The organism is Serratia sp. JSRIV001 (assembly GCF_019968745.1).
Lineage (GTDB): Bacteria > Pseudomonadota > Gammaproteobacteria > Enterobacterales > Enterobacteriaceae > Chania > Chania fonticola_B.
The window spans coordinates 1,109,868-1,126,650 of the sequence record NZ_CP074147.1 but is presented as its reverse complement, the minus strand read 5'-3'; the positions used below and the strand labels follow the sequence as shown (position 1 = coordinate 1,126,650).

18 protein-coding genes and 1 other annotated feature are annotated in these 16,783 nt (G+C 52.9%); of the genes, 10 read left to right on the top strand and 8 right to left on the bottom strand.

What is annotated here, in order from left to right:
* Positions 1–267: 267 nt before the first annotated feature.
* The 3 genes from clpB to rluD form a co-directional block, all read right to left on the bottom strand.
* Positions 268–2,841, bottom strand: a complete 2,574-nt coding sequence (gene clpB / locus KGP17_RS04980) for an ATP-dependent chaperone ClpB (protein WP_223498948.1) — start codon at positions 2,839–2,841, stop codon at positions 268–270.
* 130 nt (positions 2,842–2,971) lie between these two features.
* A complete protein-coding gene (yfiH, locus tag KGP17_RS04975; protein ID WP_223498947.1) occupies positions 2,972–3,703 on the bottom strand; it encodes a purine nucleoside phosphorylase YfiH in 732 nt (243 codons plus the stop codon).
* Positions 3,703–4,680 (bottom strand): 23S rRNA pseudouridine(1911/1915/1917) synthase RluD, encoded by a 978-nt coding sequence (gene rluD / locus KGP17_RS04970; protein WP_021182199.1) that lies wholly within the window; start codon positions 4,678–4,680, stop codon positions 3,703–3,705. Before rluD ends, yfiH begins: the two co-directional genes overlap by 1 nt.
* Before the next feature lie 132 nt (positions 4,681–4,812).
* Between rluD and bamD the strand changes: the two genes are divergently transcribed.
* The 4 genes from bamD (at position 4,813) to pheA (ending at position 7,693) form a co-directional block, all read left to right on the top strand.
* The gene (bamD, locus tag KGP17_RS04965; RefSeq protein WP_021808131.1) at positions 4,813–5,544 is read left to right on the top strand and encodes an outer membrane protein assembly factor BamD; all 732 of its coding nucleotides are present in this window, start codon (positions 4,813–4,815) and stop codon (positions 5,542–5,544) included.
* Positions 5,545–5,856: 312 nt separating this feature from the next.
* Complete coding sequence (raiA, locus tag KGP17_RS04960) at positions 5,857–6,201, top strand: ribosome-associated translation inhibitor RaiA (RefSeq protein WP_021182197.1); 345 nt, start codon at positions 5,857–5,859, stop codon at positions 6,199–6,201.
* 124 nt (positions 6,202–6,325) lie between these two features.
* Positions 6,326–6,451 (top strand) — a sequence feature (Phe leader region).
* Positions 6,327–6,374: a pheA operon leader peptide PheL gene (gene pheL / locus KGP17_RS04955; RefSeq protein ID WP_192958309.1), complete on the top strand. Its 48-nt coding sequence runs from the start codon at positions 6,327–6,329 to the stop codon at positions 6,372–6,374. It overlaps the preceding feature by 48 nt.
* An 84-nt stretch (positions 6,452–6,535) precedes the next feature.
* Complete coding sequence (pheA, locus tag KGP17_RS04950) at positions 6,536–7,693, top strand: bifunctional chorismate mutase/prephenate dehydratase (protein ID WP_021182196.1); 1,158 nt, start codon at positions 6,536–6,538, stop codon at positions 7,691–7,693.
* A 39-nt stretch (positions 7,694–7,732) separates the two neighbouring features.
* On the opposite strand, the gene tyrA is transcribed toward pheA, so the two are convergent.
* Positions 7,733–8,854, bottom strand: coding sequence for a bifunctional chorismate mutase/prephenate dehydrogenase (gene tyrA, locus KGP17_RS04945; RefSeq protein WP_021182195.1), 1,122 nt, complete (start codon positions 8,852–8,854; stop codon positions 7,733–7,735).
* A gap of 6 nt (positions 8,855–8,860) precedes the next feature.
* A complete protein-coding gene (locus KGP17_RS04940; protein ID WP_021182194.1) occupies positions 8,861–9,934 on the bottom strand; it encodes a 3-deoxy-7-phosphoheptulonate synthase in 1,074 nt (357 codons plus the stop codon).
* A gap of 664 nt (positions 9,935–10,598) precedes the next feature.
* On the opposite strand from KGP17_RS04940, the gene KGP17_RS04935 reads away from it, so the two are divergent.
* The 6 genes from KGP17_RS04935 (at position 10,599) to KGP17_RS04910 (ending at position 14,991) form a co-directional block, all read left to right on the top strand.
* A complete protein-coding gene (locus KGP17_RS04935; protein ID WP_021182193.1) occupies positions 10,599–11,945 on the top strand; it encodes an anaerobic C4-dicarboxylate transporter in 1,347 nt (448 codons plus the stop codon).
* A 203-nt stretch (positions 11,946–12,148) separates the two neighbouring features.
* Complete coding sequence (locus KGP17_RS04930) at positions 12,149–12,913, top strand: YdiY family protein (protein ID WP_021808133.1); 765 nt, start codon at positions 12,149–12,151, stop codon at positions 12,911–12,913.
* A 279-nt stretch (positions 12,914–13,192) separates the two neighbouring features.
* On the top strand, positions 13,193–13,411 hold the full coding sequence (locus KGP17_RS04925; protein ID WP_021808134.1) for an HP1 family phage holin: 219 nt from the start codon (positions 13,193–13,195) through the stop codon (positions 13,409–13,411).
* Complete coding sequence (locus KGP17_RS04920; protein WP_059199889.1) at positions 13,395–13,949, top strand: lysozyme; 555 nt, start codon at positions 13,395–13,397, stop codon at positions 13,947–13,949. Before KGP17_RS04925 ends, KGP17_RS04920 begins: the two co-directional genes overlap by 17 nt.
* A gap of 56 nt (positions 13,950–14,005) precedes the next feature.
* Positions 14,006–14,224, top strand: coding sequence for a DNA-binding transcriptional regulator (locus KGP17_RS04915; RefSeq protein ID WP_021182189.1), 219 nt, complete (start codon positions 14,006–14,008; stop codon positions 14,222–14,224).
* A 119-nt stretch (positions 14,225–14,343) separates the two neighbouring features.
* Positions 14,344–14,991 (top strand): helix-turn-helix domain-containing protein, encoded by a 648-nt coding sequence (locus tag KGP17_RS04910; RefSeq protein ID WP_051363788.1) that lies wholly within the window; start codon positions 14,344–14,346, stop codon positions 14,989–14,991.
* On the opposite strand, the gene KGP17_RS04905 is transcribed toward KGP17_RS04910, so the two are convergent.
* The 3 genes from KGP17_RS04905 to trmD all read right to left on the bottom strand — a co-directional run bounded on the left by KGP17_RS04905 (position 14,988) and on the right by trmD (position 16,739).
* On the bottom strand, positions 14,988–15,368 hold the full coding sequence (locus tag KGP17_RS04905) for a VOC family protein (RefSeq protein WP_223498946.1): 381 nt from the start codon (positions 15,366–15,368) through the stop codon (positions 14,988–14,990). The genes KGP17_RS04910 and KGP17_RS04905 overlap by 4 nt on opposite strands.
* Positions 15,369–15,561: 193 nt before the next feature.
* On the bottom strand, positions 15,562–15,918 hold the full coding sequence (gene rplS, locus KGP17_RS04900; RefSeq protein ID WP_004712521.1) for a 50S ribosomal protein L19: 357 nt from the start codon (positions 15,916–15,918) through the stop codon (positions 15,562–15,564).
* Positions 15,919–15,995: 77 nt separating this feature from the next.
* Positions 15,996–16,739 carry a tRNA (guanosine(37)-N1)-methyltransferase TrmD gene (gene trmD, locus KGP17_RS04895; protein ID WP_021182185.1) on the bottom strand — a complete coding sequence of 248 codons (744 nt, stop codon included), beginning with the start codon at positions 16,737–16,739 and terminating at the stop codon, positions 15,996–15,998.
* Between the last annotated feature and the right edge of the window lie 44 nt (positions 16,740–16,783).

Genomic DNA, 16,783 nt, shown 5'->3' with positions numbered 1-16,783 from the left:
CTGGGCGACTGGTTCTCGTTAGAGGAGTCGTTGTTCCCGGTCAGTGGAGGCGCATTATAGGGAGTTCTCAGAACGCCGCAACCCCTAAATGCAAAAAACTTTTCAAGCGCTCAAATATCAGCCAAAACGGACGTTTTAGGATAATTATTAGTCTAAAAGACGCTGATTTCATGTTGTTGAACACCGAAAACCCGTCAACCAGGCTAAACCCAAACAAAAGGGGGCGGTAAAAACCGCCCCCTTCTATATAGCTACCAGCAACTACTTTTATTGCTTGGCAACGATATGGTCGTTTTCCACGTCCAGCGTCACCGGTTTGCCTGGGATCAACTTGCCAGACAAGATTTGCTGTGCCAGCGGGTTTTCGATTTCCTGCTGGATAGCACGTTTCAACGGCCGCGCACCATACACTGGGTCGTAACCCGTTTTGCCCAACAGCTCCAAGGCTGGCTCCGTGATACTGACTTCGTAGCCACGCTCTTCCAGACGCTGGTACAGACGAGCCAACTGGATCTTGGCAATCTGCGCGATATGTTTCTGACCGAGCGGATGGAACACCACCACTTCGTCGATACGGTTGATGAATTCCGGACGGAAATGTTGGCTCACCATCTCCATGACCGATTCCTTCATCTGTGGATAGCTCATCTGACCGAAATGCTCCTGGATCAGATCGGAACCCAGGTTAGAGGTCATGATCACCACGGTATTACGGAAATCAACGGTACGACCTTGTCCGTCTGTCAGACGTCCGTCATCCAACACCTGTAACAGGATGTTGAACACGTCTGGGTGCGCTTTTTCCACTTCGTCCAACAGGATCACTGAATATGGACGACGGCGCACCGCTTCTGTCAGATAACCGCCCTCTTCATAACCGACATAGCCTGGAGGCGCACCCACCAGCCGCGATACGGAGTGTTTCTCCATAAACTCGGACATGTCGATACGCACCATCGCGTCATCACTGTCGAACAGGAACCCAGCCAACGCCTTACACAGTTCGGTTTTACCCACCCCGGTAGGACCCAGGAACAGGAATGAACCGATCGGCCGGTTTGGATCGGAAAGACCGGCACGGCTACGGCGAATGGCATTGGACACCGCGTTCACCGCTTCATCCTGGCCAATCACCCGTGAGTGCAGTTCCTGCTCGAGACGCAGCAGTTTGTCGCGCTCACCTTCCAGCATTCTGGCCACCGGGATACCGGTCGCTTTCGCCAATACTTCGGCGATTTCGGCGTCGGTAACGCGGTTACGCAGCAGCTTCATGGTTTTGCCTTCTGCCTGCGTGGCCGCCTCAAGCTGTTTTTCCAGCTCAGGGATTTTGCCATACTGCAGTTCAGACATGCGCCCAAGGTCACCTACGCGGCGCGCCTGCTCCAGCGTGATCTTGGCCTGCTCCAGTTCCGCCTTGATATTCTGGGTACCAGACAGCGAAGCCTTTTCCGCTTTCCACTCTTCTTCCAGTTCTGAGTATTCGCGCTCTTTCTGCTCCAGCTCGCTACTCAGCATTTCCAGGCGTTTCTTGCTGGCGTCATCCGATTCCTTGTTCAGTGCCTGCTCTTCCAGTTTTAACTGGATGATGCGGCGCTCCAGGCGATCGAGCGATTCCGGTTTGGAGTCCATCTGCATGCGAATGCTGGAGGCGGCCTCATCGATCAGGTCGATGGCCTTATCCGGCAACTGACGGTCGGAAACATAGCGGTGCGACAATGTCGCCGCTGCTACGATCGCCGGGTCCGTTATCTGCACGTGGTGATGCAGCTCATAGCGTTCTTTCAGGCCACGCAGGATGGCGATGGTGTCTTCCACGCTCGGTTCCGCGACATAGACTTTCTGGAAGCGGCGCTCCAGCGCAGCATCCTTCTCTATATATTGGCGATACTCGTTTAGCGTGGTCGCCCCTACGCAGTGCAGTTCCCCACGGGCAAGCGCGGGTTTGAGCATGTTGCCAGCATCCATCGCGCCATCGGCTTTACCGGCACCCACCATGGTATGCAGCTCATCGATGAACAGGATGACGCTGCCCTCCTGTTTGGAAAGATCGCTCAGCACCGCCTTCAGGCGTTCTTCAAATTCGCCCCGGTATTTCGCCCCGGCAATCAACGCGCCCATATCCAGGGAAAGCACACGTTTATGCTTCAGCCCTTCGGGAACTTCGCCGTTGATAATGCGCTGAGCCAAGCCTTCAACGATGGCGGTTTTACCGACACCAGGCTCACCAATCAGTACCGGGTTGTTTTTGGTACGGCGTTGCAGCACCTGAATGGTGCGGCGGATCTCTTCATCACGGCCAATCACCGGGTCAAGCTTGCCCTGTTCCGCACGCTCAGTGAGATCGATAGTGTATTTTTTCAGAGCCTGACGCTGATCTTCAGCACCTTGGTCATCCACGCTGTCTCCCCCCCGCATTTGTTCAATGGCTTTGGTTATTTTGTCCGCTGTAGCACCGGCTGCTTTCAGCAGATCGGTCAAGTTACCGCGATCTTCAAGCACCGCCAGCACAAACAGCTCGGATGAAATAAACTTGTCTGCCCGCTTTTGCGCCAGCTTGTCGCAAAGGTTGAGGACACGTACCAGTTCGTGTGAGGGTTGAACATCCCCACCGGTACCTTCAACCTGCGGCAGACGAGACAATGCCTGATCGATGTCGGTACGCACTCGCGCAGCATCAATCCCGGCTGAAGTCAGTAATGGACGAACCGTCCCCCCATCCTGATTGAGCAGGGCGCTCATCAGATGTAACGGTTCAATAAATTGATTGTCGCGCCCAAGGGCCAAAGACTGGGCATCGGCGAGGGCAAGCTGGAATTTGTTAGTAAGACGATCCAGACGCATAACACCTCCAATGTAGGTCAAAATTGCTACTGGAGATTAAATGAGGTCATCCCTCAAATTTTCAAGGTTATCTCGACACTATATTATGAGTACAACGTCATGCATCAGTGGATCGTCCTAGGGCAGTAGGTTATCTCACCCAGATCAAACTTGCCATACGTCCGGTTGTTCCGTCGCGCCGATAGGAGAAAAAATGACTCATTTCGTTCATTGTGCAACGATTACCGCCATAAATGGCGAAAATACCAGCACCTTGCAGGCGCTGACGAGCCAAAAGATAGAGGTCTGCGAGGAATTTTTCACCGTGGGGAGTAAAAGCGGCGGCGGCGGCGCTATCAATATCCATAAATGCCGCACGCACTTCAGCCCCAACTTCGAACCGGCTTGGGCCGATTGCCGGGCCGAGCCAGGCAGTGATGTTTTCTGGTGCGGCAGCAAAGCGCGCCACGGTATTTTCCAGCACGCCATGACATAAGCCACGCCAACCGGCATGCGCGGCGGCAACTTCATCCCCCGCTTGTGAAGCAAACAGTACCGGTAGGCAATCCGCCGTCATCACTGCGCAGACCAACCCGGCCACATTGCTGTAAACCGCATCGGCGCGCAAATCTTCAGGCGTTTGGCCATCCAGCGTCAGTACACGAGTACCATGTACCTGCTCCAGCCATAGCGGCATCTGCGGCAAGCCAGCGGCCGTTACCAAACATTGGCGGTTACGCGCCACGGCCTGTGCATCATCACCAACGCGCTCACCCAGATTCAGCGAGTCGTAGGGAGGGAGGCTGACACCGCCATGACGAGTGGAGCTGCAGGCTGTTACCCCTGCAGGCAGCGGCCAATCGGGTACAATCAGCGAACTCATTACCAATTCATCTGATCTTTGAATTCTTCGGTATCGAGCTTCAGCGCGTTGATCAGATCGACCATATCCTGTGGGATTGGCGCATGCCATTCCATCTGGATACCGCTGATCGGATGATACAGGCGCAACATGGTTGCGTGCAGTGCCTGACGGTCAAAGCCGCGCAACGTGTTGATAAAGGCCTCTGACGCCCCTTTTGGCGGACGTGGACGGCCACCGTAGAGTTGATCGCCCACCAGCGGATGGTCGATATACGCCATATGCACACGGATCTGGTGCGTACGGCCGGTTTCCAGGCGCAAGCGCAAACGGGTATGGGCGCGGAAATGTTCCATAATGCGGTAATGGGTCACCGCAGGTTTGCCCATTGGGTGCACAGCCATGTGAGTCCGTTTGGTGGAGTGGCGGGCAATAGGTTGCTCCACCGTGCCACCCGCGGTCATGGTGCCAATCGCTACCGCTTCGTACTCACGGGTGATCTCACGCTCCTGCAATGCCTCAACCAGGCGGGTTTGCGCCGGAACGGTTTTGGCAACCACCATCAGGCCGGTGGTATCTTTGTCCAAACGGTGAACGATACCGGCACGCGGTACGTCGGCAATCTCCGGGAAATAATGTAACAATGCATTAAGCACCGTCCCATCCGGATTACCCGCACCTGGGTGCACCACCAGGCCGCGAGGCTTGTTGATCACCAGAATATCGGCGTCTTCATAGACGATATCCAGCGGGATGTCTTGCGGTTCCCAACGGGCATCTTCTTCAATCTGTGCATCAATGGCGACCGTCTCTCCCCCCAGTACCTTCTCTTTCGGCTTGTTTATCGTTTTGCCATTGACCTGTACCCTGTCTTCCAGGATCCATTCTTTTATGCGAGATCTTGAATAATCAGGGAACAATTCGGCCAAAGCCTGATCTAAACGTTGTCCGAGTTGAGTTTCGGCCACCGTTGCGGTGAGTTGTACTTGTTGTGCCATATGCAGCTTCTTCGTTAACGTTGGGTTTTCACGGCGATGCCGTTTAATATAATGTGCTATTGTAACTGGTCTTTTGTCGGGAGCTTAACGGACAGTCTCCCAAAATAACACCCTGAGGATAATCTAAACGTCATGACGCGTATGAAATATCTGGTGGCGGCAGCCACGTTGAGCCTGGCGCTGGCAGGTTGCTCCACATCCAAGGATACGGTTCCCGACAGCCCGCCTTCGGAAATCTATGCTACTGCCCAGCAAAAACTGCAGGACGGTAACTTTAAGGGCGCGATTACGCAACTCGAAGCGTTAGATAACCGCTATCCATTCGGGCCGTACTCTCAGCAGGTCCAATTGGATCTGATTTATGCCTACTATAAATCTGCCGATTTACCTTTGGCACAGGCCTCTATCGATCGCTTTATGCGTCTGAACCCAACGCATCCGAACATCGACTACGTCATGTACATGCGCGGTCTGACAGATATGGCGTTGGATGACAGTGCACTGCAAGGCTTCTTCGGGGTTGACCGTTCTGACCGAGATCCACAGCATGCCCGCGCCGCATTCCGCGACTTCAGCCAGCTGATCCAGCAGTATCCGAACAGCCAATACGCGACCGATGCCTACAAGCGTCTGGTATTCCTGAAGGACCGTCTATCCAAGTACGAGCTCTCAGTGGCGGAATACTACACTAAACGTGGCGCTTACGTCGCGGTAGTTAATCGCGTTGAGCAGATGATGCGTGAATTCCCGGATACCAAAGCGACGCGCGATGCGCTGCCGCTGATGGAAAACGCCTATCGCCAGTTGCAATTGAATGCTCAGGCCGACAAGGTAGCGAAAATCATCGCCGCCAACGCGTCTTGAGTCTTTGATATGGGCACAAAAACAAAACGGCAGCTTCGGCTGCCGTTTTCATTTGCTGCAAATTCAGCCGTTTTAAGGATAAATACACAAGCAAAAACACGGTGTTAGCAAGGCTGCACCACCGGTTAACCTATCGATAATGCGCGTTCTGCTGCCAAGACTCAAGCGTTAGATGGCAGTTTCAGACGCTAAATCACAGATTGAACTAACTTTGCAAAAAGTGACAAAAATTTGTGTTTTCCATCACGCATTTCGGCAAAAAGAGCGGTATGCTGAATCTATCCAAGACGGAAAGACAGAGAGGTAAGTTATATGACACTCAACATTACCAGCAAACAAATGGATATCACCCCCGCAATCCGTAATCATGTCGAAGACCGTCTCAGTAAACTGGAAAAGTGGCAGGCGCAGCTGATCAACCCACACATCGTCTTATCTAAAGAACCTAAAGGGTTTGCCGTCGACGCCACCATTACCACGCCTAACGGTCCGCTGGTTGCCAGCGCCAAACATGAAGACATGTATACCGCCGTTAATGACCTGATTGCCAAACTTGAGCGTCAGTTGAACAAGGTACAACACAAAAGCGAGGCACGCCGCGCTTATGCCAGCGTGAAAGACCTAGCTCCAGTAATCACGCAGGAAGAAGAGGAATAACTCTGCAAGTGATTGTTTCACATCAAACGCGCCCGAGGGCGCGTTTTTTGTCTGCCGGTTTCTATTGACACAATGAAAAGCCAGCGGTTACTTTAAACCCTGATTTACACACATTTTGGAACGCCATGAGCCGTAAACCGTTTTTCTTCGCATTCTTTTTTACCTTCCCCTGATTGGGAGGCGTTTCGTCGTGTGAGAAAGAATGCGAAGACGAACAACCAAGCCTCCTCAAGCAGGGGGCTTTTTTTATGGCTATTTGACAACCCGCCCCGCTGGGCTTCAAGCTGCGGCTTGCAAGACGACGGGATTAGAAGAATACAAGGCAAAGCTGATTATGACTGATAACCCGTTACTCGTGCTGCGCGAACGCATCAGCGCACTGGATATGAAATTGCTGGCCCTGCTGGCAGAGCGCCGTGAACTGGCGGTGGAAGTGGGCAAAACCAAACTGCATTCGCACCGCCCGATCCGCGATAAAGAGCGTGAGCGCGATCTGTTGGACGCCTTGATCAGCGCGGCCAAACCTTATGACCTCGATGGTTTTTACGTCACTCGCCTGTTCCAGCTGATTATTGAAGACTCCGTGCTGACCCAGCAGGCCCTGTTGCAGCACCAGCTTAACCAGACCAGCCAACATTCCGCACGCATTGCCTTCCTGGGGCCAAAAGGCTCTTACTCACATCTGGCCGCCCGCCAGTACGCCGCCCGCCATTTCGATCAGCTCATCGAATGCGGCTGTCAGAAATTCCAGGACATCTTTACCCAGGTGGAAACCGGCCAGGCGGATTACGCCATTTTGCCCATCGAGAACACCAGTTCCGGCTCTATCAACGATGTGTACGACCTGCTGCAACATACCAGCCTGTCGATCGTGGGTGAGTTAACCTTGCCGATCGATCACTGCGTACTGGTAGCCAGCGACACCGATCTGCAGCAGATCGAAACCGTCTATAGCCACCCGCAACCTTTCCAGCAGTGCAGCCAGTATTTGAACCGCTATCCACACTGGAAGATCGAGTATTGCGAAAGCACCGCCGCCGCTATGGAGAAGGTCGCCAAGCTGAACTCGCCAAAAGCTGCGGCGTTAGGCAGCGAGGCCGGTGGTGCGCTGTACAATCTGCAGGTACTGGAACATAACCTGGCTAACCAGCAGCAGAACATCACTCGCTTCATTATTCTGGCGCGTAAGGCGATAGAGGTTTCCGAGCAGGTTCCGGCCAAAACCACGCTGATCATGGCCACCGGTCAACAATCCGGTGCTCTGGTGGAAGCTCTGTTGGTGCTACGTGACAATGGCATCATCATGACCAAGCTGGAATCACGCCCGATCAACGGTAACCCGTGGGAAGAGATGTTTTACATTGATGTGCAGGCTAACCTGCGTTCTGTGGCGATGGAGAAGGCGTTGAAAGGGCTGACACCGATCACCCGCTCGCTGAAAGTGCTGGGCTGTTATCCAAGCGAAAACGTGGTGCCGGTCAATCCGTCTTAAGTAGCAAAAAGGGTTCGGCTATGCCGAACCTTTTCCCCTCTATTGACGGCTATCGTTCGCCTGGCGCAGCAAAGAACGGCTCTCAACCAGGAAGCGCTGGGCATAATCACCAAACCAGTGCTCCACCTTCTGGAAGCTTTGAATAAAGGCCTGCTTGTCGCCCTGTTCCAGTAGCTTGATCGCCTCACCAAAGCGCTGATAGTAGCGTTTGATCAGATGAATATTGTCTTCAGAAGACATGATGATATCGGCGTACAGCTGCGGATCCTGAGCAAATAGCCGCCCCACCATTGCCAGTTCCAACCGATAGATCGGCGAAGAGAGCGCCAGCAACTGCTCCAGCTGTACGTTCTCTTCGGCCAGATGCAGGCCGTAAGCAAAGGTAGCAAAGTGGCGCAGCGCCTGGATAAAGGCCATGTTCTGATCGTGTTCGACGGCGCTGATACGATGCAAACGCGCGCCCCAAACCTGCAACTGCTCCAGCAACCACTGGTAGGCTTCTGGCTGACGACCATCGCAGTACACCACCACCTGTTTGGCCACGCTGCCAACATCCGGGCCGAACATTGGGTGCAACCCCAGTACCGGGCCACCGTGTACGGCCAGCATCGCCTGTAACGGTCGGTTCTTCACCGAAGCCAGATCGACCAGAATACAGTCCTGCGGCAGCGGCGGCAGTTGGGCGATCACCTGCTCGGTAATATGGATCGGCACGCTGACAATCACCATACCGGCATCTGCCAGCAGGCTATCCGCCTGCGGCCAATCCTCTTGATCCAACACTTTGACCTGATAACCCGACAGCGTAAGCAACCGGTTAAACAGGCGGCCCATCTGGCCATTACCGCCAATAATGACGATAGGGCGCAGCTGTGGGCACAGCGTTTTGAAGCCTTTATCGTTCTCGCTAGTGTAGGATTCACGCATCACACGGCGAAGCACGTCTTCGATCAAATCTGGTGGAACGCCGAGGCTTTCCGCTTCCTGGCGGCGAGAGGCCAACATTGCCGCCTCCCGCTCAGGTACGTAAACCGGTAAACCGTAGTGGCTTTTGACTTCCCCTACTTCCGCCACCAGCTCCAGGCGTTTCGCCAACAGGGCCAGCAGCGCTTTATCCACTTCGTCAATTTGATCGCGCAATGCGGTCAGTTCAGCCACCATAACTCACTACTCTCCAGTGCGTGCCATCAGCGCAGCGCCGAGTTCCTGATGCATTTGGCGCAGCAGCGTCTCCGTGCTTTCCCAGTTGATGCAGGCATCGGTCACCGATACGCCGTAGCGCATATCCACACGCGGCTGTTCAGAAGACTGGCTGCCCTCGTGCAGATTGCTTTCCAGCATGATGCCGGTAATCGAACGGTTACCCGCTCTGATCTGCTCAACGACGGATTCGGCAACCGCTGGCTGACGGCGATAGTCTTTATTTGAGTTGCCATGGCTGCAATCTATCATCAAGGACGGATGGAGTCCCGCATCCTGCATCTGTTTTTCGCAGGCAGCAACGTGCTCAGCGCTGTAGTTAGGCGTTTTACCACCGCGCAGGATCACATGGCCGTCTGGGTTACCCTGGGTTTGCAGCAGGCAAACCTGGCCAGCCTGATTGATACCGACAAAACGGTGCGCCATGGATGCAGCGCGCATCGCGTTGATGGCCGTGCCCAGGCTACCGTCCGTACCGTTTTTGAAGCCCACTGGCATTGAGAGGCCGGAAGCCATTTCACGGTGCGTCTGAGATTCTGTAGTACGCGCACCGATCGCCGACCAGCTGAACAGATCGCCCAGGTATTGCGGGCTGTTCGGATCCAACGCTTCGGTCGCCAACGGCAGGCCCATACCGACCAGATCCAGCAGCAGGCGACGCGCAATGTGCAAACCCGCTTCTACATCAAAGGATCCATCCATATACGGATCGTTGATCAGGCCTTTCCAGCCGACGGTGGTTCTTGGTTTTTCAAAATAGACGCGCATAACGATATACAGCTGATCGCTCAATTCAGCCGACAGGGTTTTCAGACGGCGCGCGTAATCCAGCGCGGCATCAGGATCGTGGATCGAACATGGCCCACAGACCACCAGCAGACGGTGATCTTGCCCTTTAAGGATATTGGCAATGGTTTGGCGGGCCGTCGCGATTTCCGTTTCATCGTTGGCACTGAGTGGGAACTGGTTCTTCAGCTCTTCCGGGGTGATCAGAACCTGTTCTGCACTGATATGTACGTTGTTGAGCGCGTCTTTTTGCATGATCCTATTCCTGTCGTTTGCCGTTATGCGTGTGCGTAGTGAAAACATTGAGCGTTACAGGTGCTACCTTAACCACTCCTTGTAAAGTTTTCAATCCATTTGCTGTAAATAAAAAATTACCACCATAAGCAGCGAAGAAAACCATCGACAACAGGAAATAAAAAACAACTTAACAAACTGTTTTATTTAAATAAAAAAGAAAAACACCAATAACAAACAGCGAAGAACAACCAACAGCGCCCTCCTTGAAAATCACAGGCCGTAAACAAAAATGAACACAAAAATAGATTACTCATTGGCCCTGGTGCGATCAAAAAACCACCTCTTCGGCGTGTAGTGGCACTGCATGCCACGCCCGCGTAGCCAACAAGTTCCTTGGCAAACCCGCCCCATCCATCGCCAAATTAAACAACTATAAAACAATTGTCATACATTTAACTGGCAATTGATTTTCATTCTTTATTCATTTGAATCTATATCAGAAATAATAGTCACTCTATTGAATAAATATTGCGGGATCTCACAGTTATCCCTCGCCAAATAAATAACTATGGCATAAATCGCTCACACCTCTTTAGGGTTACTCTGCGAAGACAGAGCCCGTACTGCCTGCATTGAGGAGCGATGGGCGTTAGCAGTTATTTCTTTCTGACAAGGGACTCTCATGATCACATTGCAATTCGCAATTATTATTATCTGCCTATTAGTCGGCACCCGATTTGGCGGTATGGGGCTAGGTTTAATAAGTGGTATTGGCTTATTTCTGCTGTGCTTTATTTTCGGTTTGGAACCAGGAAAACCTCCTGTAGATGTCATGCTCACCATTTTGGCGGTGATCGGCTGTGCCTCGGTGTTACAAACCGCTGGCGGCCTGAATGTCATGATGCAATATGCCGAGCGACTACTGCGCCGCCACCCACAACACATCACCTTACTCGCCCCTTTTACCACCTGGACGCTGACCTTTCTGTGCGGTACCGGCCACGTGGTCTACACCATGTTCCCGATCATTTCTGATATCGCCATCAAAAAAGGGATCCGCCCAGAACGCCCTATGGCCGTCGCCTCTGTTGCCTCACAGATGGCTATCACCGCATCCCCGGTTTCCGTGGCCGTAGTATCACTGGTTTCGATCATTGCCGCCGGTCATGGGATCGGTAAAGCCTACTCGCTGCTGGAGATCCTGGCCGTTTCTATCCCGGCTTCGCTGGTCGGCGTATTGATGGCAGCATTGTGGAGCCTGCGCCGCGGCAAAGATCTGGATAAGGATGCGGATTTCCAGGCCAGGATCCAGGATCCGGAGCAGCGTGCCTATATTTATGGCGGCACCGAAACCCTGCTCAATCAAACATTTCCCAAGCAGGCTTACTGGTCAACGCTGATCTTCTTCGGCGCTATCGCTATCGTGGTTATGCTCGGCGCCTTTGCCGATCTGCGTCCTTCCTTTGCCGATGCCAAGGGTGTCTTGAAACCGCTGTCGATGAATCTGGTGATCCAGATGATGATGCTGATCGCCGGTGCCGTGATCCTGATGGGCTGTAAAGTCAAACCTAGCGATATCGCCAACGGTGCCGTATTCAAAGCGGGAATGGTCGCCATCTTCTCGGTATTCGGTGTGGCATGGATGAGTGACACTTTCTTCCAGGCACATATGGGGGAGTTAAAAGTGGTGCTGGAAGACGTGGTGAAAAGCCAGCCCTGGACTTACGCCATCGTCTTGTTCCTGGTTTCCAAACTGGTTAACAGCCAGGCCGCTGCTCTGGCCGCCGTTGCTCCAATGGCCTTGCAGCTAGGCGTCGAGCCTAAAATGTTGCTGGCCTTCTTCCCGGCGGCCTATGGCTACTTCGTGTTGCCTACCTACCCAAGCGATCTGGCCTGCATCGGCTTTGACCGCTCTGGTACCACTCGCATCGGTAAATTTATCATCAACCACAGCTTCATTATCCCTGGCCTGATCGGCGTGCTGTGCTCCTGCATCACCGGTTATCTGCTGGTGATGACCTTCCTTTAATCACGTTTCTGCCGGCAACGGACGCTCCCCGTTGCCGCAGCTAACACCGCCGCAAAAAGCCAACGGTATCACTAGACGAAAAGTGCATAAGCCCCCTGTTTAAACTAAAAACATAAGCTAACCAGGCCTATTTTTGTCCCCTCGGCGAATCGATATAATGTGACCGCTATCACTTATAATCACACTTAACTACTGGATCCAAAATGCTCTCTTTACGCGCTCGTCGCGCCATTCCGCTGTTTTTTAGCTGCTTGACCGCCTTCACCAGTGTTTCCGTGTTCGCCGACAATACCCTCTTCACCGCGATGGACGATCCGGCCACCGCCAAAAAGCCGTTTGATGGTAACGTCCAGGCTGGCTATAACGCCCAGTCAGGCAACACACAGAACTCGACCCTGTTGGCCAACACCACCATGACCTGGTTTAACAGCGATACGGCTTACAGCCTGTGGGGCTCGGCGAACAACACCACCTCCTCCAACGTACGCTCCTCGGAGAAATACCAGGCCGGTGGCCGTACCCGTTATAATCTGTCGGCTCGTAATTATATGTTTGGCCAGGTTGGCTGGTTGAACGACCGTTACAACGGGTACGATTCACGCTCTACGCTAACCGGGGGTTACGGGCGCCAGATCTTTAGCGACCCACGCCAAGATCTGCGTGTCGAATTCGGGCCAGGCGTTCGCCATGATGAATACCACGGCGGTGGCCGCACCACCCGCGCCCTGGCCTATGGCGCAGCCAACTATTCCTACAGGCTGACAGACACGGCCCGCCTATCCGAAGGTCTATCCGCTTTGGCGAACGACGAAACCACCGTTAACTCCGAAACCGCGTTAAACGTCGCCATCAATAACGACTTTGCCCTACGGCTGGCCTACACGGTGGTCTACAACACCAAGCCACCTGCCTCGGCACCGAAAAATACCGATACCACGACGTCAGTAACGCTGGTGTACGGTTTGTAATCTCGTCTTACCGCTCCGCGCCGTCCTCCTCTAAGCCCATAATTAATGGGCTTTTTTTATTCCCATTCCCATGTTGACCATTTTGCTAAAAATAGTCCTATCCCCGCTTGACGACTTTAGCATTTTGATTAATACTGTATGCATATACAGTAATTATTGCTAAGGTAAAAACCATGATAAACCCGGCAAATGAGGCCAATATCGACCCGCTTATCGTGGCCGACAGTCGCGTTATCCTACAAAACAACCCGCTGCGACAGCAGATGTGGGGTTAATGGGATGGAGAGATTAACCTCATTCATTACCTACTCCGCGGCGCTATTTCTCGCCTGGCTTGGCAAGCTCTCACCGCAGGATGTGGCCTTTCTGATCGGCGCGGCCGTAGGAATCGGCACCTTCCTGGTTAATTGGTACTACAGACGCAAGAGTCTGGAGATCCTCAAAAGCATCGAACGCGATGCGGCAGCACGGAGACTTTTTGATGAACTCAATCGTTAAGCGTTGCAGCGCCCTGGCCATTCTGGCGATCGCCATGCTGCTGCCGCAGGCCAATCACATTAAAACCTCCGAACAAGGGCTATACCTGATTGCCGATTTTGAGGGGTGCCAGTTAACCCCGTATCAATGCGCAGCAGGGGTTTGGACGCAAGGTGTCGGCCATACGGCTGGCGTTATTCCAGGTAAGTCCATCACGCCAGTTCAGGCGGCGGAAAACCTGCTGGAAGATATCCGCCGGGTAGAGAGCCGCATGGCGGTCTGTCTGCCACAGCAGATGCCCCAGGCCACTTATGATGCCGTCATGGCGTTTGCCTTTAACGTTGGTACGGGAGCCGCATGTCGCTCTACCCTGGTTTATTTCCTTAACCATGGCCAATGGCAGCAGGCTTGCGATCAGTTACCGCGCTGGATTTATGTCAATGGCGTCAAAAACCGCGGGCTGGAACGCCGCCGGGCCGCCGAACGTGAGCTGTGCCTAAAAGGTCTCAGCACGCCGAACACCACCAGTTTCCCAGGGAAAGAACAGCTCGCTCAGTAACTTTTCGAGCATTGCTGACGAATAGTTTTTCACCGTTTTATCAAGAGGGGGTCTCTATGATGCATTGTCCACTGTGCGGTAGCGTGGCACACACTCGCTCCAGCCGCTATCTGAGCGAGTCGACCAAAGAACGCTATCATCAATGCCGTAACATTAACTGCAGTTGTACCTTTGCCACCCATGAATCCGTGGCCCGGGTCATCGTTTCACCCGGCGACATCATTCCTGCGCAGCCGCACCCGCAAGAAAGCAAACAACGCGCCGCTGCGATGTAATGAAAAAAGGGGTTACCATCTGGTAATCCCTTGGTTTCACCAGAATAACGATAATCCAACCAGAGGGAATAGATGGTAAGCTTTGGAAAACCGGGTCCTTGAGATGATAGGGAGATCAAATGCAACAGCTGGTCTTGGAACACTGGAGTTTTCATGCGCCAAAAACGACACGGCAAATTGTTGTTCCTGATGGCTGTCGGGATTTAATTTTTCTGACTGACGGGAATGGGCAGCAGGAGATGAAGATCACTGAGATCGACACCTGTGCCTATAGCGTGGAAAGCGCCGCAGGTGACCAATATGATGGTTTCCGGTTTCGGCCAGATTGTGTTATCGATGAAGGCAAATTATTTCATTACCTCAACGCATCCCGATTAACACCGGAGCATCCAACATTAGTGTCTATCATTCACGATACCGTTCGTGTGGATACGCAGCTTGCCGAAACATTGCAGTCGTTACGGCTTGCCAACTCTCTGACTCAGGCAAGCCTGGAGTTGGGGATTAGCGTTCGTACTCTGGAACGACTGGTGAAGAATAAAACCGGCAAGAGCCCGTTATTCTGGCTTCGTCTATTACGGATGAGAAGAACTGCATCAATGCTAACTGCCTGCGATCGTGTGTCCCTAACAGAAATCGCACTAAACGGTGGTTATTGTGACCAGTCGCACATGAATAGGGAGTTCCAGCACTGGTTAGGGATTACGCCTGCCGCATTCTGTATTAATCCCCATTGGCAACAGGCGTTTGGCGAAGGCTACGATTAGGCCATTACGGAACAGATCTCGACGAGGTTATGCTCTGGATCTGCCACGTAGCATATCGTTTGCCCCCAGGGCATGTGCTGAATATCTTCAACCAGTACCGCACCGGCATCCAACGCGGTTTTCAGCGCTTTCGGCACATCGTCGGTAGAGAGGGCAATTTCAAACACCGGATGGTGATAATCACTTTTAGCGCTCTTTTTACCCTGCCCAGCCAGCAACTCTCTTGAGCAAAATGACAGTCGCGTGGCACCGGTAGCCAACTCTCCCCAGTCCCCGCTTTCATGCAAACAATGGATCTCAAAGCCAAAGGCTCGATGATAGAAATCCATCGTTTGTTGCACGTTATCAACATATAAAATCGTATAGGCAAATTGCATCGCAGGCGCTCCATTCAGTGATCAGTGGCGGTAGTTTTACAAATCCGCCTTCCCGCGTATTGGATAAATACGACAGACGAATTAACGAGTGTGGCCATCATCGTCAAACCGCAACGCCATTCCGGCGCACCATAAAAAAAGGGGATTACCATGACGGTAATCCCCTTATAACTATTAACTTTTGGATGCAGCGTTAGTTAACGCGGTTCAGACGCTCTTTGATACGAGCAGACTTACCAGTACGTTCACGCAGGTAGTACAGTTTGGCTTGACGAACGGCACCACGACGTTTAACAGTAATGCTGTCGATTACTGGAGAGTGAGTCTGGAATACACGCTCAACACCTTCGCCGTTGGAAATCTTACGAACAGTGAATGCAGAGTGCAGACCGCGGTTACGAATAGCGATAACCACGCCCTCGAATGCCTGCAGACGTTTTTTGCTACCTTCAACGACCCATACCTTCACTTCCACGGAATCACCCGGACGGAATGCAGGTACGTCTTGCTTCATCTGCTCTTGTTCAATTTGCTTAATAATGTTGCTCATAATATGTCTCTTACCCTAGGTAAACTGATATATCGGTCTCGTCGAGACAACGCTCAGACGTTCCCTTCATAGTCCTGTTACTTAGCTCGATGTTCCCGTTGGAACTCGGCCAGCAACACCTCTTGCTCGTCAGTCAGAGCTAGGCTTTCTAGAAGTTCAGGTCTTCTAAGCCAGGTACGGCCCAGCGACTGCTTTAAGCGCCAGCGACGTATCTCGGCATGGTTGCCCGACAGCAGAACTGGCGGAACCTCCATCCCTTCTAACACCTCCGGGCGGGTATAGTGCGGACAGTCCAGCAATCCCTCAGCGAAAGAATCTTCTTCTGCCGAAGCCTGATGGCCCAGAACACCCGGTATAAAGCGGGCGACCGAATCGATCAGGGTCATTGCCGGTAGTTCACCGCCACTGAGAACGTAATCGCCGATTGACCATTCTTCGTCAATTTCGGTTTGGATCACGCGCTCGTCTATTCCTTCGTAGCGGCCACACACCAGGATCATCTTCTGGTTAGCCGCCAGTTCGCGCACACCGGTTTGATCCAGCTTGCGCCCCTGAGGTGACAGATAAATCACCTTTGCTCCCTCGCCTGCCGCTGCTTTTGCTGCATGAATAGCTTCCCGCAAGGGTTGCACCATCATCAGCATTCCCGGGCCGCCGCCGTAAGGGCGATCGTCCACGGTACGATGCCGGTCGTAGGTGAAGTCACGCGGACTCCAACACTGCACGCTCAGCAGGCCATTTTTTACTGCCCGGCTAGTTACCCCGTAATCGGTGATTGCGCGAAACATCTCAGGAAACAGGCTTACGATACCAATGAACACCAGCCAATCCCCATTTTGTTATTCCACTTGCTTCGACCATGAAA